The organism is Thermohalobaculum sediminis (genome assembly GCF_023487995.1).
Lineage (GTDB): Bacteria > Pseudomonadota > Alphaproteobacteria > Rhodobacterales > Rhodobacteraceae > Thermohalobaculum > Thermohalobaculum sediminis.
In genome coordinates this window covers 97,712-119,603 of sequence record NZ_JAMFKN010000005.1, presented here as the reverse complement: position 1 = coordinate 119,603, position 21,892 = coordinate 97,712, and the positions used below count along the sequence as shown (strand labels likewise).

24 protein-coding genes are annotated in these 21,892 nt (G+C 71.6%); 13 read left to right on the top strand and 11 right to left on the bottom strand.

Features of this window, described 5'->3' with window-relative positions:
* Position 1 precedes the first annotated feature (1 nt).
* Positions 2–847 (top strand): universal stress protein, encoded by an 846-nt coding sequence (locus tag M1105_RS11985; protein ID WP_249580606.1) that lies wholly within the window; start codon positions 2–4, stop codon positions 845–847.
* Positions 848–954: 107 nt separating this feature from the next.
* Positions 955–3,708: a cation:proton antiporter gene (locus tag M1105_RS11980; RefSeq protein WP_249580605.1), complete on the top strand. Its 2,754-nt coding sequence runs from the start codon at positions 955–957 to the stop codon at positions 3,706–3,708.
* 38 nt (positions 3,709–3,746) lie between these two features.
* Here the strand turns inward: M1105_RS11980 and M1105_RS11975 are convergent, their stop codons facing one another.
* The gene (locus tag M1105_RS11975) at positions 3,747–4,517 is read right to left on the bottom strand and encodes an SDR family NAD(P)-dependent oxidoreductase (RefSeq protein ID WP_249580604.1); all 771 of its coding nucleotides are present in this window, start codon (positions 4,515–4,517) and stop codon (positions 3,747–3,749) included.
* A gap of 49 nt (positions 4,518–4,566) precedes the next feature.
* Positions 4,567–5,127 carry a TetR/AcrR family transcriptional regulator gene (locus M1105_RS11970; protein ID WP_249580603.1) on the bottom strand — a complete coding sequence of 187 codons (561 nt, stop codon included), beginning with the start codon at positions 5,125–5,127 and terminating at the stop codon, positions 4,567–4,569.
* Positions 5,128–5,241: 114 nt separating this feature from the next.
* Between M1105_RS11970 and M1105_RS11965 the strand changes: the two genes are divergently transcribed.
* The 5 genes from M1105_RS11965 (at position 5,242) to M1105_RS11945 (ending at position 8,278) form a co-directional block, all read left to right on the top strand.
* Positions 5,242–5,697, top strand: coding sequence for a universal stress protein (locus M1105_RS11965; protein WP_249580602.1), 456 nt, complete (start codon positions 5,242–5,244; stop codon positions 5,695–5,697).
* A gap of 77 nt (positions 5,698–5,774) precedes the next feature.
* Positions 5,775–6,509, top strand: coding sequence for a hypothetical protein (locus tag M1105_RS11960; RefSeq protein WP_249580601.1), 735 nt, complete (start codon positions 5,775–5,777; stop codon positions 6,507–6,509).
* Between the two features lie 87 nt (positions 6,510–6,596).
* The gene (locus M1105_RS11955) at positions 6,597–7,154 is read left to right on the top strand and encodes a NifU family protein (protein ID WP_249580600.1); all 558 of its coding nucleotides are present in this window, start codon (positions 6,597–6,599) and stop codon (positions 7,152–7,154) included.
* A gap of 36 nt (positions 7,155–7,190) precedes the next feature.
* Positions 7,191–7,826, top strand: coding sequence for a tRNA (adenosine(37)-N6)-threonylcarbamoyltransferase complex dimerization subunit type 1 TsaB (gene tsaB, locus M1105_RS11950; protein ID WP_249580599.1), 636 nt, complete (start codon positions 7,191–7,193; stop codon positions 7,824–7,826).
* Positions 7,823–8,278, top strand: coding sequence for a GNAT family N-acetyltransferase (locus M1105_RS11945; protein ID WP_249580598.1), 456 nt, complete (start codon positions 7,823–7,825; stop codon positions 8,276–8,278). The genes tsaB and M1105_RS11945 overlap by 4 nt, the downstream gene beginning before the upstream one ends.
* Positions 8,279–8,282: 4 nt before the next feature.
* Here M1105_RS11945 and M1105_RS11940 read toward each other — a convergent pair whose 3' ends face one another.
* Positions 8,283–9,077: a helix-turn-helix transcriptional regulator gene (locus M1105_RS11940; protein ID WP_249580597.1), complete on the bottom strand. Its 795-nt coding sequence runs from the start codon at positions 9,075–9,077 to the stop codon at positions 8,283–8,285.
* A 135-nt stretch (positions 9,078–9,212) separates the two neighbouring features.
* Here M1105_RS11940 and M1105_RS11935 point away from each other — a divergent pair, with 135 nt between their 5' ends.
* The 4 genes from M1105_RS11935 (at position 9,213) to M1105_RS11920 (ending at position 13,138) form a co-directional block, all read left to right on the top strand.
* Positions 9,213–9,611, top strand: coding sequence for a hypothetical protein (locus M1105_RS11935; RefSeq protein WP_249580596.1), 399 nt, complete (start codon positions 9,213–9,215; stop codon positions 9,609–9,611).
* 301 nt (positions 9,612–9,912) lie between these two features.
* On the top strand, positions 9,913–11,316 hold the full coding sequence (gene leuC / locus M1105_RS11930) for a 3-isopropylmalate dehydratase large subunit (RefSeq protein WP_249580595.1): 1,404 nt from the start codon (positions 9,913–9,915) through the stop codon (positions 11,314–11,316).
* A 17-nt stretch (positions 11,317–11,333) separates the two neighbouring features.
* Positions 11,334–11,948: a 3-isopropylmalate dehydratase small subunit gene (gene leuD, locus M1105_RS11925; protein WP_249580594.1), complete on the top strand. Its 615-nt coding sequence runs from the start codon at positions 11,334–11,336 to the stop codon at positions 11,946–11,948.
* Positions 11,948–13,138: an endonuclease/exonuclease/phosphatase family protein gene (locus M1105_RS11920; RefSeq protein ID WP_249580593.1), complete on the top strand. Its 1,191-nt coding sequence runs from the start codon at positions 11,948–11,950 to the stop codon at positions 13,136–13,138. The genes leuD and M1105_RS11920 overlap by 1 nt, the downstream gene beginning before the upstream one ends.
* Before the next feature lie 74 nt (positions 13,139–13,212).
* Here M1105_RS11920 and M1105_RS11915 read toward each other — a convergent pair whose 3' ends face one another.
* The 8 genes from M1105_RS11915 to ubiE form a co-directional block, all read right to left on the bottom strand.
* Positions 13,213–13,977 (bottom strand): HesA/MoeB/ThiF family protein, encoded by a 765-nt coding sequence (locus M1105_RS11915; protein WP_406600619.1) that lies wholly within the window; start codon positions 13,975–13,977, stop codon positions 13,213–13,215.
* Positions 13,974–14,279 (bottom strand): hypothetical protein, encoded by a 306-nt coding sequence (locus M1105_RS11910; RefSeq protein ID WP_249580592.1) that lies wholly within the window; start codon positions 14,277–14,279, stop codon positions 13,974–13,976. Before M1105_RS11910 ends, M1105_RS11915 begins: the two co-directional genes overlap by 4 nt.
* Positions 14,280–14,301: 22 nt before the next feature.
* Complete coding sequence (gene cysK, locus M1105_RS11905) at positions 14,302–15,255, bottom strand: cysteine synthase A (protein ID WP_249580591.1); 954 nt, start codon at positions 15,253–15,255, stop codon at positions 14,302–14,304.
* 33 nt (positions 15,256–15,288) lie between these two features.
* Positions 15,289–15,741, bottom strand: a complete 453-nt coding sequence (locus tag M1105_RS11900) for an RrF2 family transcriptional regulator (protein WP_249580590.1) — start codon at positions 15,739–15,741, stop codon at positions 15,289–15,291.
* A gap of 27 nt (positions 15,742–15,768) precedes the next feature.
* A complete protein-coding gene (dut, locus tag M1105_RS11895; RefSeq protein ID WP_249580589.1) occupies positions 15,769–16,236 on the bottom strand; it encodes a dUTP diphosphatase in 468 nt (155 codons plus the stop codon).
* Positions 16,233–17,453, bottom strand: coding sequence for a bifunctional phosphopantothenoylcysteine decarboxylase/phosphopantothenate--cysteine ligase CoaBC (gene coaBC, locus M1105_RS11890; RefSeq protein WP_249580588.1), 1,221 nt, complete (start codon positions 17,451–17,453; stop codon positions 16,233–16,235). Before coaBC ends, dut begins: the two co-directional genes overlap by 4 nt.
* 183 nt (positions 17,454–17,636) lie before the next feature.
* On the bottom strand, positions 17,637–19,196 hold the full coding sequence (ubiB, locus tag M1105_RS11885; protein ID WP_249580587.1) for a 2-polyprenylphenol 6-hydroxylase: 1,560 nt from the start codon (positions 19,194–19,196) through the stop codon (positions 17,637–17,639).
* A 3-nt stretch (positions 19,197–19,199) separates the two neighbouring features.
* Positions 19,200–19,952 carry a bifunctional demethylmenaquinone methyltransferase/2-methoxy-6-polyprenyl-1,4-benzoquinol methylase UbiE gene (gene ubiE, locus M1105_RS11880; RefSeq protein ID WP_249580586.1) on the bottom strand — a complete coding sequence of 251 codons (753 nt, stop codon included), beginning with the start codon at positions 19,950–19,952 and terminating at the stop codon, positions 19,200–19,202.
* A gap of 162 nt (positions 19,953–20,114) precedes the next feature.
* Here ubiE and mutM point away from each other — a divergent pair, with 162 nt between their 5' ends.
* Together mutM and M1105_RS11870 are read left to right on the top strand one after the other, a co-directional pair.
* On the top strand, positions 20,115–20,966 hold the full coding sequence (mutM, locus tag M1105_RS11875) for a bifunctional DNA-formamidopyrimidine glycosylase/DNA-(apurinic or apyrimidinic site) lyase (protein WP_249580585.1): 852 nt from the start codon (positions 20,115–20,117) through the stop codon (positions 20,964–20,966).
* A gap of 88 nt (positions 20,967–21,054) precedes the next feature.
* Complete coding sequence (locus M1105_RS11870) at positions 21,055–21,831, top strand: enoyl-CoA hydratase (RefSeq protein WP_249580584.1); 777 nt, start codon at positions 21,055–21,057, stop codon at positions 21,829–21,831.
* Positions 21,832–21,892 lie beyond the last annotated feature (61 nt).

Genomic DNA, 21,892 nt, shown 5'->3' with positions numbered 1-21,892 from the left:
CATGGCCTTCCGATCCGCCGCCGTCTTCGTCGACGGCATGCCCGGCTCCGACAACCGCCTTGCACGTGCCATCGCGCTCGCGTCACGGCATGGCGCGCATCTCGACGCCGTGGCCCTTCTCGAGGAGCCGCCGTTCAACTACGTCGCGGGCGCCGAGCTAGCCATCGAGGTCTGGTCCGAGCAGGTGCAGGAAATGCGCCGTATTGCCAGCGGCGTCGCCGGGAAGGCGGCCGGGCAGATCACCGCGGCCGGCCTCAGCGCCGACAGCCGCGGCGACACCAGCGTGATCGGCGGCATCTCCGAGCTTGCGGCGCTCAACGCGCGTTACTGCGACATCGCCATCGTCGGCCAGCCCCTGCCCGACAGCGAGAGCGAGCGGCTGCATTCCGAGGTGCTCGACGGCGCGCTCTTCGCCTCGGGCCGGCCGGTGCTGGTGATGCCGGGCGGCAACGACGCGGCCCCCGATTTCCAGCGCATCGTGATCGCCTGGGACGCCGGCCGCACGGCGGCGCGCGCGGTGCATGACGCCCTGCCCTTCCTCAAGGCGGCCGACGCGGTCTCGCTCACGCTGATCGACCCCAAGGCCGGCAGCGGCCGCTACGGCGAGGAGCCGGGCGCCGACATCGCCCGCCAGATCGCGCGCCACGGCATCGAGGTGAGCGTCGACCGCCTGCCGGCGATGGGCAAGCCGGTCGCCGAATGCATCATGACGCATGCGAGCGATTTCGGCGCCGGCATGATCGTGATGGGCGGCTATGGTCATTCCAAGCTCAGCGAGCAGATCTTCGGGGGCGTGACGCGCGACATGCTCCGCGGCTCGGCCCTGCCCATCCTGATGTCGCACTGAGCGCCCGGGGAACCCCGCCGCCGCCGGCACCGCGAGGTGCCGCGGCGGCGGCAATGCTCCCCGGATACCCCTTCCGCCGCCCGCCTCGGGGGGGCTAGGCTGCCACGATGGACATCGTGGTCTTTGCCGTCGGGCTGTTCGCCCTCCTGATGACGCTGGTCGCCCTGGGCGTGCCGCTCGCGCGCGCGCTTGGCCTGCCGTTCCCGGTCATCGTCGCGGCCTCGGGCATCGTCTACGGCTCGGTCGCGCTTGCCACCGGGTTCACGCTCTCGGGCAGCGGCGTCGACAATTTCGACCTCTGGTTCCTGACGTCGCTCGCCTTCGACAGCCAGACGCTGCTCTACGTCTTCCTGCCGCCGCTGCTGTTCGAGATGGCGCTGGCGATCAACGTGCGCCGGCTGCTCGACGACGTCGCGGCCGTGGTGCTGCTCGCGGTCCTGGCCGTGGTGGTGGCGACGGCCGCGGTCGGCCTCGCAGTCTGGGGCGTGTCCGAGCTTGGCATCGTCGCGTGCCTCATGTTGGGCGCCGCGGTCGCCACGACCGATCCCGCCGCGGTGGTCACGACCTTTCGCGAGATCGGCGCGCCGCGTCGGCTGATGGTGCTCCTGGAAGGCGAGAGCCTGCTCAACGACGCTGCCGCCATCGCGATCTTCACCGTGCTGTTCGGCGTCGCGGCCCAGCTTGGGGCACCCAGCGCCAGCGGCGCGGTGACCGAGTTCCTGAAGGGCTTTGCCGGTGGGGCGGGCGTGGGTCTTGGGGTCGGCTATCTCGCCTCGCGGCTCTATCCCCTGCTCGGCCGCTCGGCGGTGGCCGAGACCTCGATGACCGTGGCGCTGGCCTATGGGGCCTACCTGATCGCCGATGCGGGGCTTGGCGTCTCGGGCGTCGTGGCGGTGGTGTTCGCGGGCGGCCTCACCGGATCGGTCGGCTTCGTGCGCATGGGGCCCGGCAACTGGACCACCGTGCGTGCGGTCTGGACGCAGGTGGGCTTCTGGGCCAACGGCTTCGTGCTGCTGTTGGTCGCCACCCTGACGCCCGGGCTGCTCGCGGGCCTGACATGGGACAAGCTCCTGCTGGTCCCGGCGGTCTATGCCGGCGCCTTCGTCGCGCGCGCCTTCATCCTGTTCGCACTGCTGCCACTGATCGAGAGCTTCACGCGGACCGAGAACATGACGACGCCGCAGAAGGTCCTGGTGCTCTGGGGCGGGGTGCGGGGGGCGGTGACGCTCGTGCTCGCGCTCGCGCTGACCGAGATCGACGCGCTGGGCACCGACGCCCCCGTCGTGGGCGCGCTGGCGGCGGCCTTCACGCTGGTTACGCTGGTGCTGAACGCCTCGACGCTCGCCTTCGTGACGCACCGGCTGGGGCTAGACCGGCTGTCGTCCACCGACCTCGCGATCCGCGAGCGGATCATCGCGGGGTCGATCGAGCGGGTCCGCCAGGTGGTGACCGACCTCGCCCGGCGGCGCGCGCTCGAGGAGGAGACGATCGCCGTCGTCGAGGCCGTGCTCGCCGAGCAGCGCCGCGAGGCCGAGGCGGCGGCCGGCAGCCAGCGCATCCCCTTCGGCGAGCGTCTGAAGGTCGGCCTCGCCATCCTCGGCGCGCAGGAAGGCCGCCTCGTGCGCCGCGCCTTCGAGGAAGGCGCGATCGGGCCGCGCGTCACCAACCACATGCGCCTCTTCGCCGAGCGCCTGGTCGATGCCGCCCGCGCCGAGGGCCGCGACGGCTACGAAGCGGCCTTCGAGCGCGACCTGCGGGCCGCCCGCGCCTTCCGCGTCGCCGTGGCGGTGCAGCGCCTCACCGGCTGGGACGGCCCGCTGCGCCAGAGCATCGAAGTCCGGCTGACCGCGCTGCTGGAAGGCGAGCGCATCCTGCGCGACCTCCTGCGCTTCGCCGAGGGCACGCTCGCGCCGATGGTCGGCGAGGACGCCGCCGCGAATCTGCGCGAGCTGATCGCCTATCGCCTCGAACGCGTCGAGGAGGAGATCGAGGCGGTGAACCTGCAATACCCCTCCTACGTCGCCGAGATGGAGCGCGTGCTGTTGTTGCGCGCCGCGGTGAGGCGCGAGCGCCAGCAGTTCGCCCGCCTGCTGCACGACGGCATCATCGGGCAGGAGCTGCACGACAACCTCGCCGCCGAGCTCGACCGCCGCGAGCGCCCGTTGGCGCGCCCGCCGCGGCTCGACCTCGCGCTCAAGCCGCGCGACCTCGTCGAGCGGGTGCCGCTGTTCCAGGGGCTCGACGCGCGCCAGCGCCGGGCCATCGCCCGCCGCCTGCGGACGCGCCTCGTCGCGCCCGAGGAAGTCGTCCTCGAGGCCGGCGTGCGCGGCGACACGATGTTCTTCATCGCCTCGGGCGCGCTCGAGGTCCGCGGCGAGGGCGAGCCCGTGCAGCTCTCGAACGGCGATTTCTTCGGCGAGATCGCGCTGCTGAGCCCGATGCGGCGGCGGCGGACCTCGGTGGTCTCGCTGGGCTTCGGGCGGCTGCTCAGCCTCTCGCGGGACGATTTCACCCGACTCGTGCGCCGCGAGCCGGCCATCGAGGCGACGATCCGTGCGGCGGCCGCGCGCCAGCTCGACCTGGGCTTCCGTGGCGAGAACGCGGGCGCCGGACGCGCGGCGCGCCCCGCAGTCGCCGACCGCGGCGATGCCGCGCCCGCGCGCGACCCGGACGAGCGGGACAGGGGCGGCGGCGATGCGCCGCCCGTGGCCACCCCGCCTGGTGCGGCCGGGCGCGGCACGGCCCAGGGCCCGGGGGGGGAAGACGCCCCCCCGGCAAGCCGGGCCGATGCCTCCGCGGGAGCCGACGACCAGGGAGCCGGCAACGCAGAGCGCGGGCGTGCCGGCATGGCCGGCGACTGAGCCGCGGCGGCGTCCTGCCGCCGCCGCGCGCAGGGCGCTCAGTTGCGGCCGGCCATCACGCCGCCATCGACCGGCAGCACCGTCCCCGTGATCCAGGATGCCGCGGGCGAGGCGAGGAACAGGATCGCCGCGGCGACATCCCCGGGCTGCCCATTGCGCCCAAGCGGGTGGAAGGTGTTGAAGCCGGGCAGCACGGCCGCGACCTCCTCGGGGCTCATGAAGGTCTCGTAGACCGGCGTCTCGACGACGGCCGGCGCGACCGCGTTGATGCGGATCCCCAGCGGAGCGAGTTCGAGCGCCAGGTTGCGCACCAGTGCATGAACGCCCGCATTCGCCGCCGAATAGGCCGAGGACGGCGTCGCCCCCACCGCCTGCAGCGCCCACATCGAGCCCGTGTGCACGATCGCGCCGCCGCCGCGACGCTGCATGGCCCTGGCGGCGGCCTGCGCCATGAAGAACTTGCCCTTCAGGATGATGTCGAGGAAGCGATCGTAATCGGCCTCGGTCAGCTCGAGAAAGGGCTTGGGCTCGAACACGCCGGCATTGTTCACCAGGATGTCCACGCCGCCGAAGCGGGCTTCGGCCTCGGCGACCAGCCGCTCGGCCGTCCGGGGATCCGCGATATCGCCGGCGACGGCGTGAACGCTGTCCCCGGTGGGGTCGATCGCGCGCGCGGCGGCGTCGAGCTTGCCGGCATCGCGGCCATTGATCACCACGCGCGCCCCCGCCGCCGCCAGCTGCCGCGCCACCTCGGCGCCGATCCCCGAGCCGCCGCCGGTGACGATCGCCACCTTGTCGCTGAAGTCCATTCTTGTCTCCCTTCTGATAGGTAGGTTTTCGGTCCAAAAAAAGGGCAGGTCAGCCGAGCCGCCCCTGCAGCCGCGCCACCGCCGCGTCGAACAGCTCGACCCTCGTGGCCGCGCGGGCCATGAGTTGCGCGCCTTCGACCAGTGCAAGGCATGCCGCGGCCTCGGCCTCCGGCGCGGCAAGGTCCGCGATGCTTCCGTCGTCGCGCGCCCGGGCGAAGGCGTCGGCAAGCCAGGCGAGCGCGTCGGTGTGGAAGCGGTTGAGTTCGGCCAGAACCGGGTCGCTCAGCGCCTCGCGCCCGGCGCTGAACATGACGCACAGGCACGCGCTCTGCCCGCCCCCCAGTGCCGCGCGATAGACCGCGAGAAAGCCGCGGATCCGCCCGGAGCCGCGCGGCTCATCAGCCGCAAGCCGCTGCAATGTCTCGAAGACGCTCGCGCGGTAGCGGCGCATCAGCTCGAGCGCAAGGTCCGCCTTGGTCGGGAAGTGATGGTGGATGCTGGCCTTCCTGATACCGATCTCGTCCGCGAGGTCAGCATAGCTGAAGCCATCATAGCCGCGCGCCCGGGCGGCGCGTTCGGCACAGTCGAGAAGGGCGTCCCTCGTGTTCATGCCTACCATCTAGTAGGTTGTGTCGCGCGAGTCAAGCCGCCTCGGCCTGCGCTTGCGCCCAGGTTGCGGACGCGACACAGTGGCCCACTGGGCAACCACCGAGGAAGGCCGCCCATGCGCAAGTTCATGGTCGTCGTCGACGAGACCCCCGAATGCCAGAACGCCATGCGCTTTGCCGCACGGCGCGCGCAGCGCACCGAGGGGGGCGTCCTGATGCTCTACGTGATCGAGCCGGACGAGTTCCAGCACTGGATGGGCGTGGCCGAGGTGATGCGCGCCGAGGCCCGGGCGCAGGCCGAGGAGCGGCTGAACGAGCTGGCCGATGAGCTGCGCAAGCTCGCGGGCATCACCCCGGAATTCGCCATCCGCGAGGGCAAGCGAGCCGAGGAGGTGCTGCGCATGATCGAGGAGGACCCCGAGATCGGCGTCCTCGTGCTCGGCGCGGGCGAGGGCGAGAGCCCCGGCCCCCTCGTCAGCCACCTCGTCGCCAAGCTGGGCGGGCGCATGCGCGTGCCCGTCACGGTGGTGCCCGGCGGACTCAGCCTCCAGCGCATCGACGAGATCAGCTGAACGATCCCGTGAAGCGGCCTTGAAACCGGGGCGTCATCCGGGCGACATGGAATCGTCGCAAATCCGGGAGACGAGCCATGCAGCGCGCGACCGCGCGTCTCAATCTGTCGAGCCCGACCGAGGACCGCCACGAGGTGGCGGCCGTGTGGCGGCTGTGGCTGCCGCTGGCCTTCGCGGTGGCTGTGCTGGTGCTCCATCACGCCGCGCCCGACTGGACCTGGCGGCGGCTCTTCGCCGAAGGCTGGGGCGCGATCGAGCTTGCGCATTTCGTCATCCCCCTTGCCGCCTCGCTGATCGCGCTGCGCACGCTGCTGCGTCTGCCGGCTGGAACCGCGCCGGCCCTGAAGGTCTGGCTCGGGCTGCTTGCGCTCGGCTGCTTCTACATCGCCGGAGAGGAACACAGCTGGGGCCAGCACTTCTTCGGCTGGGAGACGCCCGAGGGCTGGGCCGAGGTGAACCGCCAGGACGAAACGAACCTGCACAACACGACCTCGTGGCTCAACCACAAGCCCCGGGTGCTGCTGAACCTCGCGGTCCTGGTGGGCAGCGTGCTCGTACCCATCGCGCTCGCGCGCGGCTGGGCGTCCGGCGCGATCGGGCGACTGCGCTTCGTCCTGCCGGGCGCAAGCTGCCATGTGCTGGGCTGGCTGGTGCTGTTCTACATGGCGTGGGATGCGGGCCGGAAGGCGGGCCACCTGCCCTACATCTCGCCGCGCGACGCCGAGATGCACGAACTCTACCTCTACAGCTACCTGCTGGTCTATGCGATCACGCTGCGCAACCGCGTCGGGCGCTGGCGCCGCATGAACTGAGCAATCCGCTCGGGTTATTTAGAATCATTCTTGATTTCGCTCGGGCCGGGGTGCATCTGTAGGGCAACCCGACGAAAGGCCTCAGACATGTTCATCCAGACCGAAGCGACGCCCAACCCGCAGACGCTGAAGTTCCTGCCCGGCCAGCCGGTGATGCAGCAGGGCTCGGCCGATTTCCCGACCCGCGAGGGGGCCGAGGTCTCGCCGCTGGCGAGCCGGATCTTCGCGGTCGAGGGTGTCACGGGCGTCTTTCTCGGCCCCGACTTCGTGACCGTCACCAAGGGCGACGCCGAATGGGCGCATCTCAAGCCCGCCATCCTCGGCGCGATCATGGAGCACTACGCCTCTGGCGCCCCGGTCATGCAGGGCGAGGGGCCGACCGTCGGCCATGCCGCGCATGACGGGCCGGACGCCGAGATCGTGGGCCAGATCAAGGAATTGCTCGACACCCGGGTGCGCCCGGCGGTGGCGCAGGATGGCGGCGACATCACCTTCCACGGCTTCGACAAGGGCGTGGTCTACCTGCACATGCAGGGCGCCTGCGCCGGGTGCCCGTCCTCGACCCTGACCCTCAAGCACGGCATCGAGAACCTGCTGCGCCACTACATCCCCGAGGTGGTCGAGGTGCGCCCCGTCGGGCTCTGAGCCTGACGCTGCGCATTCGGCGAGCCCGCGCGCCCCATGATCCTCGCCATCGACACATCGGCCGGCCAGTGTGCCGTGGCGCTCGACACCGGCGCGAACATCGTCGCACGGCGCGAGGCGATGGAGCGCGGCCATGCCGAGGCGCTGTTCCCGATGATCGACGCGGTGCTGGCCGAGGCCGGCGCGCGGCTTGGGGATGTGACGAAGGTCGCGGTCTGCACCGGCCCCGGCTCGTTCACCGGGCTGCGCCTCGGCATCGCTGCCGCACGGGGCCTCGCGCTGGGAATCGGCTGCGAGGCGGTGGGCGTCAGCCGCTTCGAGGCGCTGGCAGCCGAGGCGCGCGACCACCACCCCGGCCACCCGGTCGCGGTGATCCTCACGGGCCGTCCCGGCACCGTGTTCCTGCATTGGTTCGCTACCGACGGCGCCGCCCATGGCCGCCCTGAGGTGCTGACCGAAGGCGCTGTCGAGGGCGCGATCCCGCCGCTTGCCATCCGCGTGGGCGATGCGGGCATGGCGCGCTCGATCCTTGCCCACGGCCTGCCCGACCCCGCGGTGATCGCCCGCCTCGGCGCCAGTCGAACCGCCACCGAGCCGCCCGCGCCGCTCTACCTGCGCGGCGCGGACGCGGCCCTGCCGCGCGAGGCCCCGCCCGAGATCTTCGACGCATGAGTCCGGCCCTGCGCCGCCTTGCCCACCCCCTCGACATGGCGGCGGCGGGCGAGGCCGCATCGATCCTCGCCACCAGCTTCGACACGCGCGAGCAGGCATGGGATGCGGCGGCGGTCGCGGCGCTGGCGCGGGACGGCGCGGTCCTGCTGCTGGCCCCGGGGGGCTGCGCGCTGATCCGCGTGGCCGCAGACGAGGCCGAACTCCTCACCATTGCCGTGCGCCCAGAGGGCCGCGGCCGTGGTCTCGGGGCCCGGCTTTTGGCCGAGGCGCTCGCCGCCGCCCGCGTGGCGGGTGCCGCGCGCATGATCCTCGAAGTGGCCGACGGCAACGCGCCGGCTCGCGCCCTCTACGCCCGCGGGGGCTTCGCCGTGATCGCCCGCCGCCGCGACTACTACCGCCATCCCGACGGCAGCCGAGAGGATGCGGTGGTGCTCGCGCGCGATCTCGGCTGATCCCTCAGGTCCCCGCCATGGCGCCGCGCGTGAAGTCGTCGAGCGGGAAGAACGACTCGATCGTGAGCTCCGCCAGCCCCAGATCGAGGGCCGTGCCGAACACCGTGGTGGTGCTGAGGAAGCGCAACACGCCCGTGCTGGTCGCCAGCTCCAGCGGAACGGCGATGCCGCCGCCCGCGAGGCCCGAGGGCCGGTTAAGCGGACGCGCCCCCGGCGGCACGGGATAGGCGGCAAGCTCCTCGATCAGTCGCGCGATCACCGGGTCGGCCGAGTTCTCGGCCTCGCGGCCCAGCCGGTGAAGGACATGGGCGCGCCATTCGCGGAAATTGACGATCGCAGGCGCGAGCCCCTGCGGGTGCAGGCTGAGGCGAAGCACGTTGACGGGCGGCGTTCGCAGCGCGGGATCGACCATGCCCATCAGTCGCGCCGCCGCCCCGTTCGCACGGATCAGCGTCCAGTGCCGGTCGACCGCCAGCGCCGGGTTGGGCTCGTGCCCCACAAGAATGCGCTCGACCGCCGCCATCGCCGCCGCAAGCTCGGGGTCGTCCGCCCGCCGCTCTCGGTGAACGGGCGCGAGCCCCGCGGCGATGTAGAGCGCATTGGCCTCGCGCGGCAGAACAGCCAGCACCTGCGCGAGGCGCCCCACCATCTCGCGGCTCGGCTGCGCCCGGCCGGTCTCGATGAAGCTCAGGTGCCGCTGCGACACCCCGGCCTCCAGCGCGAGGTCGAGCTGGCTGCGCCGCCGCATTCGGCGCCAGTGGCGGATCAGATCGCCGACGCTGTCTCCCCTGTCCGTCATGGGCCGACCATAGCCTGCCGGGCGCGGCGAAAGAATGACCTGTGAGGTAATCGACCCGGCCCGGTCCGCGCGGCATCCATCGGGGCGGGAGGCTCGCCGGACCGTCCGGCGGCCGGAACTGGAAGGACCCCCGACATGACCATCGCCCGCATCCCGCTCACCACGCTCCTGCGCCTCGACGCACTCGCCTGCGCCGTCATGGGCGCGGGGCTCGCCCTCGGCGCCGGGCCGCTTGCCCGCCTGACCGCCCTGCCCGAGGGGCTCCTGATCGGCGCGGGTGTGGCGCTCCTGCCGGTTGCTGCGTTCATCGTGCTCGTTGCGCGCGGCACCATTCCGCTGAGGACCGGCGCGCGCATGGTGGTGCTCGGCAATCTCGGCTGGGTGTTGGCAAGCCTCGGGCTCCTCGCCTCGGGCTGGGGTGCGCCGAACGCGCTTGGGCAGGGCTTCGTCGCCGTGCAGGCGCTGGCGGTTGCAGCCCTCGCCGCGCTCGAGCACCGCGCGCTCGGCCGCGAGGCGTGCGCCGCCGCCACCTGATCGAACTCCCCGGGACGGACCGGCCTCGGTCCCCGGATCGCTCGCCCGCGCCACAGCCCTCGCATCGCGCGGCGGCACCGGGCGAGCGCGAAGCATCCCATCCGCCCCCGCTTGCCGGAACGCCCGCGCTTGAGTAGAACCCGGGCCATGACCACATCCGCCTCGATGGATTTCGCGCCGAGCGACCGGGCCCGCCTGCCCTGGCGGTTCTTCGCCTGCGCGGCGACCGGCCTTTCGGGCGGCTGAGCGCGGTTCTCACCCGCTCGCCCCACCCGACCGCCAGTTTCAGGACAAGAGACCCATGGCCAAGACGCTCTACGACAAGATCTGGGATGCCCACGTGGTCCACGAGGCCGAGGACGGCACCTGCCTCCTCTACATCGACCGCCATCTGGTGCACGAGGTCACCAGCCCGCAGGCCTTCGAGGGGCTGCGCATGGCCGGCCGCCGCGTGCGCCACCCAGAGGCGACCACCGCCGTGCCCGACCACAACGTGCCCACCGACCTCGACCGCGCGAAGGGCATCAAGGACGAGGAGAGCCGCATCCAGGTCGAGGCGCTGCGCCAGAACGCCAAGGACTTCGGCATCGAGATCTTCGACGTCGCCGACATCCGGCAGGGCATCGTCCACATCATCGGGCCCGAGCAAGGGCTGACCCAGCCCGGCATGACCATCGTCTGCGGCGACAGCCACACCGCAACGCATGGCGCCTTCGGCGCGCTTGCCCACGGGATCGGCACCTCCGAGGTCGAGCATGTGCTGGCGACCCAGACGCTGATCCAGAAGAAGTCGAAGAACATGAAGGTCGAGGTCACCGGCACGCTGCCCACGGGCGTGACCGCGAAGGACATCACGCTCAGCGTCATCGGCGAGACCGGCACCGCCGGCGGCACCGGCCATGTCATCGAATATTGCGGCGAGGCGATCCGGGCGCTGTCGATGGAAGGCCGCATGACGGTCTGCAACATGGCGATCGAGGGCGGCGCCCGCGCGGGCCTGATCGCGCCGGACCAAAAGACCTTTGCCTACCTCAAGGGCCGTCCGCACGCGCCGAAGGGCGATGACTGGGACAAGGCGATGGCCTACTGGGCCACTCTGTTCTCGGACGAGGGCGCGACCTATGACAGGGTGCTGACGCTCGACGCCGCGAAGATCGCTCCCGTTGTGACCTGGGGCACCAGCCCCGAGGACGTGCTGCCGATCACCGCGACCGTGCCGCACCCCGAGGACTTCGCCGACAAGGGCAAGCAGGCAGCCGCCCGGCGCGCGCTCGACTACATGGGCCTCACGCCCGGCATGCGGCTCTCGGACATCGAGATCGACACGGTCTTCATCGGCTCGTGCACCAACGGCCGGATAGAGGACCTGCGCGAGGTCGCCCGCGTCATGGAGGGCCACAAGGTCAAGGCGGGCCTGCGCGCCATGATCGTCCCCGGCTCGGGCCTCGTGCGCAAGCAGGCCGAGGAGGAGGGTATCGCCCGAAAGCTGATCGAGGCGGGCTTCGACTGGCGCATGGCCGGCTGCTCGATGTGCCTTGGCATGAACCCCGACCAGCTTGCGCCGGGCGAGCGCTGCGCCTCGACCTCGAACCGCAATTTCGAGGGGCGGCAGGGCTACAAGGGCCGCACCCATCTGATGAGCCCGGCCATGGCCGCCGCCGCCGCGATCACCGGGCGGCTGACGGACGTGCGCGAGATCGCCTGAGGCGGGGGAGAGAGACCATGGACAAGTTCACCAAGCTCACCGGCGTCGCCGCGCCCCTGCCGCAGATCAATGTCGACACCGACATGATCATCCCCAAGCAGTTCCTCAAGACGATCAAGCGCACAGGCCTCGGCGTCAGCCTGTTCAGCGAGATGCGCTATGACAGCGATGGGCGCGAGAACCCCGATTTCGTGCTGAACAAGCCCGCCTACCGCGATGCCAAGATCCTCGTCGCGGGCGAGAATTTCGGCTGCGGCTCGTCGCGCGAGCACGCCCCCTGGGCGATTCTCGACTTCGGCATCCGCTGCGTGATCGCGCCCTCGTTCGCGGACATCTTCTACAACAACTGCTTCAAGAACGGCATCCTGCCGATCGTGCTGCCGCAGGAGGAGGTCGACAAGCTGATGGACGACGCCGAGCGCGGCGCCAACGCCATCGTGACCGTCGATCTGGAGAGCCAGACCATCACCGGCCCCGATGGCGGCTCGATCGGCTTCGAGGTGGATCCCTTCCGCAAGCACTGCCTGCTGAACGGGCTCGACGACATCGGCCTCACGATGGAGAAGGCGGACGCCATCGCGGACTTCGAGGCGAAGCGCGCGACCCGGACCCCCTGGCTCGCGGGAGCCTGATGCGCCGGGCGGGCGCCGCCGTCGCGCTCGCGCTCGCCCTCGCCGCGCCCGACCGGGGGGCGGCGCTCGACCTTGGGCGCGCCGAGGGCGCGGTGCGGGTCGCGACCTTCAACACCGCGCTGTCGCGCCGTGGCGCGGGGCTGCTGGAGCAGGACATCCTCAAGCGCGCGCCGCAGGTGATGGCGGTGGCCGAGATCCTGCTTCGGGTCCGGCCCGACATCGTGTTGCTGCAGGAGTTCGACCGCGACCCCGAGGGGCGCGCGCTTGCTGCCTTCGCGGCGCTGCTGGCCGGGGGCGTCGCGGACCTGCCGGGCCTCGCCTATCCCCACCGCTTCCAGGGACGGGTGAATTCGGGCGAGCCCTCGGGGATCGATCTCGACGGCGACGGGCGGCGTATGGGGGCGGAGGATGCCTGGGGCTTCGGGATGTTTCCGGGGCAGTACGGCATGGCGGTCCTCAGCCGCCTGCCGCTGGGCGAGGCGCGCAGCTACCGCCTGTTCCTCTGGTCGGCGCTGCCCGAGGCACGCCGCCCCCGGCACCCCGGCGGTCGCCCGTTCCACGACGACGCGGTGTGGCAGGCCCTTCGCCTCAGCTCGAAATCGCATTGGATCGTGCCCGCGACCCTGCCGGGCGGAGACAGGCTGCACCTATTGGCCGCCCATCCCACGCCGCCCGTGTTCGACGGCCCCGAGGACCGCAACGGCGCGCGCAATGCCGACGAGATCAGGCTTCTTGGCGCGATGATCGACGGTGCGGGCTGGCTCACGGACGATGCGGGCGCCCCCGGCGGGCTTGGCCCCGGCGACCGCTTCGTGGTCGCGGGCGACCTCAATGCCGACCCCGCTGACGGCGAGGCAAGGCGCGACGCGATCGAGGCCCTGCTTGCCCATCCCCGCCTGCGCGACCCGGCGCCCGAAAGCCCCGGCGCGGCCGAGGCGTCGGCGCGGCAAGGCGGCGCAAATGCGCGCCATCGCGGCCCGCACGCCACCGACACCGCGGACTGGCGCGATGCGCCCGGCCCCGGCAACCTGCGGGTCGACTACCTCCTGTCCTCGGCGGACCTGACGGTCGCGGGCGCGGGCGTGTTCTGGCCCGGCAAGGGCGATCCTCTTGCCGCCCTCGTGAAAGGGGGGCGCGAGCCTGCATCCTCGGACCACCGGCTGGTTTGGGTCGATATCCTGCCCGAGTAACGGATGCGTGCGGGCTGCGGCGAGGCAGGCGGTCCCGCAGCGTAAGCCGTCACGGGTCCGCGCCCGAGCGGCCGTCAGCTCTGCCCGGCGCCCGCGCAGACCGCGCAGCCCTCGCGCCGCCTGACGCGGATCACGCGCGCCTCGGCCCCCAGCGCGTCGTAGAGCATCAGCCGCCCGCGCAGCGGCTCGCCCGCCTGCACGATCAGCTTCACGGCCTCGACCGCCTGCATCGCGCCCACCACGCCCGCCATGGCACCCAGCACGCCGGCCTCGGCGCAGGCCGGCACGAGGCCGGGCGCCGGCGGCTCGGGGAAGATGCATTCGTAGCAGGGCCCGCCGCGCGCGGGGTCGAACACCGCGACCTGCCCCTCCCACCGTCCGATGGCCGCGAAAACCAGCGGCTTGCCCAACCGCGCCGCCGCCCGGTTCACGAGGTAGCGCGTCGAGAAATTGTCCGACCCGTCGAGCACGAGATCGTAGTCCGCGAGGATCGACGCGGCATTCTCCTCGTCCAGCCGCAGGGCATGGGGCACCACCTCGACATGCGGGTTGAGGCGCGCCACGGCGCGCCCGGCGCTCTCGGTCTTAGGGGCACCCACCTCGTCGGTGTGGTGCAGCACCTGCCGCTGGAGGTTCGACAGGCTCACCTCGTCGTCGTCCACGACCCCGAGCCGCCCGACGCCCGCCGCCGCAAGATAGAGGATCGCGGGCGAGCCAAGGCCCCCCGCCCCCACCACCAGCACGCGCGCGCGCTTGAGCCGCTGCTGGCCGGGGCCGCCGATCTCGTGCAGCACGATGTGGCGCGCATAGCGCTCCAGCTCGTCGCGGTCGAAGCTCATCGGTCCCTCCCGGCCTGCCTCGCGCGGCGATGCGCCCAGCGCAGGAACAGGACGAAACCCCCCACGGGCAGCGCCGTCAAGCCAAGATAGCCCAAGCCCCGTGCCACCGCGCCGGGATGCGCCGCCGCCCAGACCAGTTCGGGATACCAGTAGAGCCCGACGACAAGCGCGAGCGCCGCGCGCATCACGCCCCGGGCCGCGGGGGCGTCGAGCGCGCCGGCGCGCCGTGCCGCCCGGATCGCCGCGCGGGCGATCAGCCAGCCGACGCCGAACAGCGCGAGCTTGATGAGCGGGAACAGCATGGCTCCCCCGCCGCGGCGGGCCTCAGAGCCCGTCGAACAGCGCGGTCGAGAGATACCTCTCGGCAAAGCTCGGAAGGATCGCAACGATGCGCTTGCCCTGCATCCCCTTGCGCTCGGCCACCTCCAGCGCCGCCGCGATCGCCGCGCCCGACGAGATGCCGCCGGGGATGCCCTCGAGCCTCGCCAGACGGCGGGCCATCTCGAAGGCGGTCTCGTTCGCCACCGTCAGCACCTCGTCGATCAGCCCGCGCTCGAGGATGCCCGGCACGAAGCCCGCGCCGATCCCCTGGATCTTGTGCGGGCCCGGCGCGCCGCCCGACAGCACGGGGCTGTCCTCGGGCTCAACCGCGACGATGCGCACATTGGGGTTGCGCGCCTTCAGCACCCGGCCGACGCCGGTGAGCGTGCCACCCGTGCCGACGCCCGAGATCAGCACGTCCACCTGCCCGCCGGTGTCGGCCCAGATCTCCTCGGCGGTGGTCTCGACATGGACCTGCGGGTTGGCGGGGTTCTCGAACTGCTGCGGGATCACTGCGCCCGGGATCGTGGAGGCAAGCTCCTCGGCCCGCGCGATCGCGCCTTTCATGCCCTTGGCGGCGTCGGTCAGCTCCAGCTCGGCACCCAGCAGGGCCAGCATCTTGCGCCGCTCGATCGACATCGATTCGGGCATCACCAGGATCAGCCGGTAGCCCTTGGCGGCGGCGACGAAGGCGAGCGCGATGCCGGTGTTGCCGGAGGTCGGCTCGATCAGCACGGCGCCCTGGCCGATCCGGCCCTGGGCCTCCATCGCCTCGATCATGCTCACGCCGATGCGGTCCTTGACCGACGACAGCGGGTTGAAGAATTCGAGCTTCGCAAGGATCTCGGCACCGACCCCGGCCTCGGCCGGGAGACGCTTCAGCCGCACAAGCGGCGTCGATCCGATCGTCTCGGTGATACAGTCATAGATCCGCCCGCGCGGCGCCGCCTCGAACATGCGTCCCCCTTAGAAAGAGCGTTGGTCTATCCCTCAAATGGTAAAGTCCGGCGTCGGTTTCGAGCCATGCGGCACGCCAAGTTCCTGCGCGCGCCGGCAAAGATCCTCCATGGTGATCGAATCGAGCTTGTCCAGCACCGCGTCGCGCGTCTCGGTCCACAGCGGCTGGATGACCTGCTCGCCCAGCGGCGCCTGGCTCAGCGGCTCGGCATCCGACTCGGCATCGATCTGGTCGACGACGCGCACGATGTCGCCCACGGTGATGCGCCGCCGCTCTCGCGCCAGCGTGTAGCCGCCCTTCGGCCCGCGAACGCCCTTGAGGATGCCGTGGCGCACGAAGCACTGCATGACATGCTCGAGATATCGCTGCGGGATGCCCTGCCGCTTGGTGATCTCCTTCGACTGCACCGGGTCGGGCCGGGCGTTGTAGGCCACGTCCAGCACCGCCTCGAGAGCCAGCATCGTCTTGCGCGACAGTCTCAGCATCTTCCTTGCGCCTCTCCCCGTTCCGTCTCAGCCCCGCCCGGTCGAGCCGAAGCCGCCCGCCCCCCGCGCGGTGTCGCCAAGCGCCCCCACCCGCACCATCGCCGCCCGCGTGACGGGGGCGATGACAAGCTGCGCGATGCGCTCGCCATGCCGCACTCGGAAGGTTTCCGGCCCGAGATTGACCAGCAGCACCCGCACCTCGCCGCGAAAGTCGCTGTCGATGGTTCCCGGCGCGTTGAGCACCGTGATCCCCTGCCGGGCGGCGAGGCCAGAACGCGGCCGCACCTGCCCCTCGAAGCCCGACGGGATGGCCATGGCGAGCCCCGTGGGGATCAGCGCCCGGCCCATCGGCGGCAGCGCGATGCCGCCGGCGCGGTCCTCGGGCATCAGCGAGGCGCGCAGGTCCATGCCGGCCGCCCCCTCGCTCTCGTAGGCGGGCAGCGGCAGCGCCGGGTCGTGGTGTCCGAGCGGCGTGACCGGAATTTCCAGTGTCATGCGACCCCCTCCCCCGCCAGATGCGCGGCGATCCGCGCGGCAAGCCGGCGCGCGATCTCGGCCTTCGAGGCCCTCGGCCAGTCCTCGGCACCCTCGGGCGTGATCAGCGTCACCGCGTTCTCGGCCCCGCCCATGATGCCCGTGGTCGGGCGCACGTCGTTCGCCACGATCCAGTCACAGCCCTTGCGGGCGCGCTTCTTCGTGGCGTTCGCGATCACGTCGTCGGTCTCGGCGGCGAAGCCCACCACCAGCGCGGGGCGCGCGCCCGCGGGCAGGTGGCTGACGGTCCTGAGGATGTCCGGGTTCTCGGTCAGCTTCAGCTCCGGGCAGCGGCCCGAGCCGTCCTTCTTGATCTTGGATGCCCCCGCCCCCTCGACCCGCCAGTCGGCCACCGCGGCGGCGAAGACCGCGGCCTCGACCGGCAGCGCCGCCTCGACCGCGGCCAGCATCTCGCGGGCGCTCTCGACCGCTAAGATGCGGGCGCCCTTCGGCATCGGCGCGCTGGCGGGTCCGGTGATGAACACGACCTCGGCCCCCAGCGCCGCCAGCGCCTCGGCGATCGCCGACCCCTGCGCCCCCGACGAGCGGTTGGCGATGTAGCGCACCGGGTCGATCGGCTCGTGCGTGGGGCCGGAGGTCACCAGCACCCGGCGTCCCGTCAGCGGCCCGGCGGGCGCGAGCCGCGCGGCGATGGCGGCGAGGATCTCGGCAGGCTCGGCCATCCGCCCGAACCCGTATTCGCCGCAGGCCATGTCGCCCTCGTTCGGGCCCACCACCGCGATCCCGTCGTCCGCCAGCGTGGCAAGGTTGCGCCGCGTCGCCGCGTGCTCCCACATCCGCACGTTCATTGCAGGCGCGATCAGCACGGGCGTGTCGGTCGCCATCAGGAGCGTCGAGGCAAGGTCGTCCGCATGCCCCTGCGCCATCTTCGCCATCAGGTCGGCGGTGGCAGGCGCCACCAGCACGAGGTCGGCAACGCGGCTCAGCTGGATATGCCCCATCTCGGCCTCGGCGGTGAGGTCGAACAGCGCCGTATGCGCCTTCTCCTCGGCCAGCGCAGCGACACTGAGGGGGGTCACGAACTGCTCGGCCGCGCGCGTGAGCACCGGGGTCACCGCGCCGCCCGCCTTGCGGATCAGGCGGATCAGCTCGAGGCACTTGTAGGCCGCGATGCCGCCCCCGACGATCAGCAGGATACGCTTGCCTTCCAGCGACATCTGCCCGGCCCTGTTAATCCCTCGCGCGATTGCCAACCTGCGAGGGGATTGCGTGAAATTCCGGCTGAACTTTGTAGTTTGAAGCCGCGCGCGGTTCAACCGCCAAGATCGCGCGCGCTCGCCGCGCGGCGGCGCCGGATTGCGAATCGGTTGATCGGGTGGCGCCGCAGGTCGCGCCCGGCGTCAGACCAGCCAGGCGACGATCCCCGCGACCGCCGCCCCCGCCGCGAAGGCGACGAGCCGGGGGCGCAGCAGCCCTTGCGCCGGCAGTTCGCGCACATCGACGGCCAGCGGCCCGCGCAGGCGGCGGGTCCGCATCTCCTCGGCCAGCATCAGCAGCTCCTCGGCGACGCCCGGCAGGCGGGGCCCGAGGCGCGCTATCACCTTCGCCGTCTCGGCAAGGTCGGCCAGCACCCGGCGGGGTCCCAGGTTCTCGCGGATCCAGCCCTCCACCTCGGGCTTCGCCGCCTCCCAGATGTTGGTGCGCGCGTCCAGCGTGCGCGCCACCCCCTCGACCACCACCATGGTGCGCTGAAGCAGGATCAGCTCGGTCCGCGTCTCCATGCCGAAGCGCTCGGTGTTTTCGAGCAGGTAGGCGAGGAGCTTGGCCATCGAGATCTGGCTCACATCCTGCCCGTGGATCGGCTCGCCGATCGAGCGCAGCGCCTGGGCAAAGGCCTCGACGTCGCGGTCGGCGGGGACATAGCCCGCCTCGAAATGCACCTCCGAGACACGGCGGTAATCGCGCGTGATGAAGCCGTAGAGGATCTCGGCGTAATGCCGCCGGGTGATCGCGTCGAGCCGACCCATGATGCCGAAGTCGAGCGCGATCAGCGTGCCGTCGGGCGCCACGCGCAGGTTGCCCTGGTGCATGTCGGCATGGAAGAAGCCGTCCCTCAGCGCGTGGCGCAGGAACACCTGGATGATCCGCGCCCCCAGGTCCTGCGTGTCGATGCCCGCACCCGCGACGATCACGGGGTCGAGCGGCATCCCGTCGATCCACTCGAGCGTCAGCACCCGCCGCCCGGTGCCCGGCCAGAACACCGCGGGCACTCGGAAGCCCTCGTCGCCGGCCGCGTTCTCGCGAAACTCGCTCGCCGCCGAGGCCTCGAGCCTGAGATCGAGCTCGGTCATCACCACGCCCTCGAAATGGGCGACCACCGCAGTGGGGCGCAGGCGGCGGGCCTGCGGCACGACCAGCTCGAGCGAGCGGGCGATGAAGTAGAATGCGCCGATGTCGCGGCGGAACTGCGCACGGATCGCCGGGCGCAGCACCTTGACGGCCACCTTCTCGCCGGTAGGCCGCCAGGTCGCGGGGTGGACCTGCGCGATCGAGGCCGCGGCCACCGGCTCGCCCAGGTCGTCGAACATCTCCCAGGCGCGCTGGCCGAATTCCTCCTCGATCGCGGCGCGGGCCTCGTGCAGCGGGAAGGGCGGCAGGCGGTCCTGCAGGTAGCGAAGCTGGCCCACGATGGTGTCGCCCACCACGTCGGGGCGGGTGGACAGCACCTGCCCGAACTTCACATAGGCCGGGCCCATCGCCTGCAGCGCGCGGGCAACCGGCGGCAGGCCGGGATCGCCGTCGCGGCCGAACCAGCCGAAGGGCCGCGCGATGGCGCGGATCGCGAGCCGCGGCCAGCCGGTGATCTCGAGCTCGTCGAGGATCACCCGCATCGCGCCCGTCCGCTCGAAGGTCGCGCCGGTGCGGAACAGGCGCCAGAGGTGCGAGACGGGATTCGCCATCGCTCAGAGACGCCAGCCCGAGTGGATCGCCGCGATCCCCATCGAGAGGTTGCGATAGGCCACGCGCTCGAAGCCCGCCGCGCGGATCATGCCGGCGAATGTCTCCTGATCGGGGAACTTGCGGATCGACTCGACCAGGTACTGGTAGCTGTCGCGGTCCCCCGTCACCGCCCGGCCCATCGGCGGAATGACGTTGAAGGAATAGAGATCGTAGAGCTTCTGCAGCATCGGCACGGGCATCTGGCTGAACTCGAGGCAGAGGAACCGCCCGCCGGGCCTGAGCACGCGGAAGGCTTCCGCCAGCGCGTCCTCGATGCGCGTGACGTTGCGGATGCCGAAGGCGATGGTGTAGGCGTCGAAGCTGCAGTCGGGGAAAGGCAGGCGCATCGCGTCGCCCGTCACCCAGTCGAGCCCGTGGATGCCCCGCGCCTCGGCCCGGCGCGCGCCCTCGCGCAGCATCGCCTCGGTCATGTCGCAGACGACGGCCTCGCCTTCGCCCTTAACGCAGCGCAGGAATCGGAAAGAGATGTCGCCCGTGCCGCCCGCCACATCCAGAAGCCGCATGCCGCGACGCGGCGCCATCCAGTCGATCAGCGCGTCCTTCCAGAGGCGATGGACGCCCGCTGACATCAGGTCGTTCATCAGGTCGTAGCGCGCGGCGACCGAGGAAAAGACGCCGTGCACGCGCCCCGCCTTCTCGTGCTCGGGGATGGTCTGGAACCCGAAATGGGTCTCGCGGGGGCTGTTCTCGCTCATGGGGCCGACAGATAGCGCGGATGTGCGCCCCGCGCTACTGCGCCGGCGCCGCGCCGGCCCCTTTGTCGCAATCCCGGCGCCGCGCCCGCGCAGGCCCCTTGATCGCGGCGCGGCAAGGGGCGACACAGGTCGGCATCCGCCATCCGATCCTCCGAGGACCCCATGCCCGAACTGCCCGAGGTCGAGACGGTGCGCCGCGGGCTCGAGCCCGTGCTCGCCGGGCATGTGCTCGCGCGGGTCGAACAGCGCCGCGCCGACCTGCGCTGGCCCCTGCCCGAGCGATTCGCCGAGCGCCTGACCGGCCGGCGCGTCGGGGCGCTGGGACGGCGGTCGAAATTCATCCTCGCGAGCCTTGATGGCGACGAGACGTGGCTGATCCATCTCGGCATGACGGGCCGCGTGCTGATCGAGGGCCGGATGATGGGAGAGTTCCACCATGCGACGCCCGCTCCGGGGCCGCACGACCACGTGATCCTGACCACCGGGGACGGTGTGCGCATCGTCTACAACGATGCCCGGCGCTTCGGTGCGATGGACCTGTGGCCGACCGAGTCGTTGTCCGCGCATCCCTGGCTCGCCCGCCTCGGGCCGGAGCCGCTCGGCAACGACTTCTCGGCCCCGGTTCTGGCGGCAAGGCTCGCGGGCCGGATGACGCCCATCAAGGCCGCGCTGCTCGACCAGCGCACGGTGGCGGGGCTGGGCAACATCTATGTCTCCGAGGCGCTGCACCGTGCCGGCATCCACCCCGCGCGGATGGCGGGCGCGATCTCGGCCGCCCGGATCGAGCGGCTGGTGGCCGAGATCCGCGCGACGCTGTCCGAGGCCATCGCCGCCGGGGGATCGAGCTTGCGCGACTACCGGCAGGCGGATGGCGAGCTCGGCTACTTCCAGCACGCGTTCCTCGTGTATGATCGCGACGGCGAGCCGTGCCGCCGACAGGGATGCGCCGGCACCATCCGGCGCATCGTGCAGGCGGGCCGCTCGACCTTCTACTGCGCGAAATGCCAGCATTGAGCCCGCGCCCCGCACTTGATCGGGCGTTCCGCGAGGGCTACACCCTGCGCGGCGCCGTCAGGCCCCGCCAGACAGCCGGAGGACCCCGATGGCCTACGAGAACATCATCGTCGAGACGCGCGATCACGTCGCGCTGATCCGACTGAACCGCCCCAAGGCGCTTAATGCGCTCAACTCGGCGCTGATGCGCGAACTCGGCGAGGCGCTCGCCAGGGCCGACGCGGACGAGGACGTGGGCGCCATCGTCATCACCGGCTCGGAGAAGGCCTTCGCCGCCGGGGCCGACATCAAGGAAATGCGGCCCAAGTCCTTCGTAGACGTCTACCGCGAGGACTTCATCACCTCGGAATGGGAGGCGGTGACGCGCGTCCGCAAGCCCGTCATCGCCGCGGTCGCCGGCTACGCGCTGGGCGGGGGCTGCGAGCTCGCGATGATGTGCGACTTCATTCTGGCCGCCGACACCGCCAAGTTCGGCCAGCCCGAGATCAATCTGGGCGTCATGCCGGGCGCGGGCGGCACGCAGCGCCTCACCCGCTTCGTCGGCAAGTCGACCGCGATGGAGATGAATCTCACCGGACGCTTCATGGACGCGGCCGAGGCCGAGCGGAAGGGCCTGGTGAGCCGGATCGTACCGGCCGACGAACTGGTCGACGAAGCCATCGCCACCGCCGCCAAGATCGCCGACAAGTCGCCCCTCGCGGTGATGGCGACGAAGGAGGCGGTGAACCGCGCCTACGAGACCACGATGGCCGAGGGCGTGCGCTTCGAGCGGCGCCTCTTCCACGCGCTGTTCGCGACCGAGGACCAGAAGGAAGGCATGGACGCCTTCGTCGAGAAGCGGACCCCCCAGTTCCGCGGACAGTGACCGAGACTGCCCGGGGGCAGCAGTTGACGGGCGGCGGGCTTTGAGCTAAGGACGCCGCTCA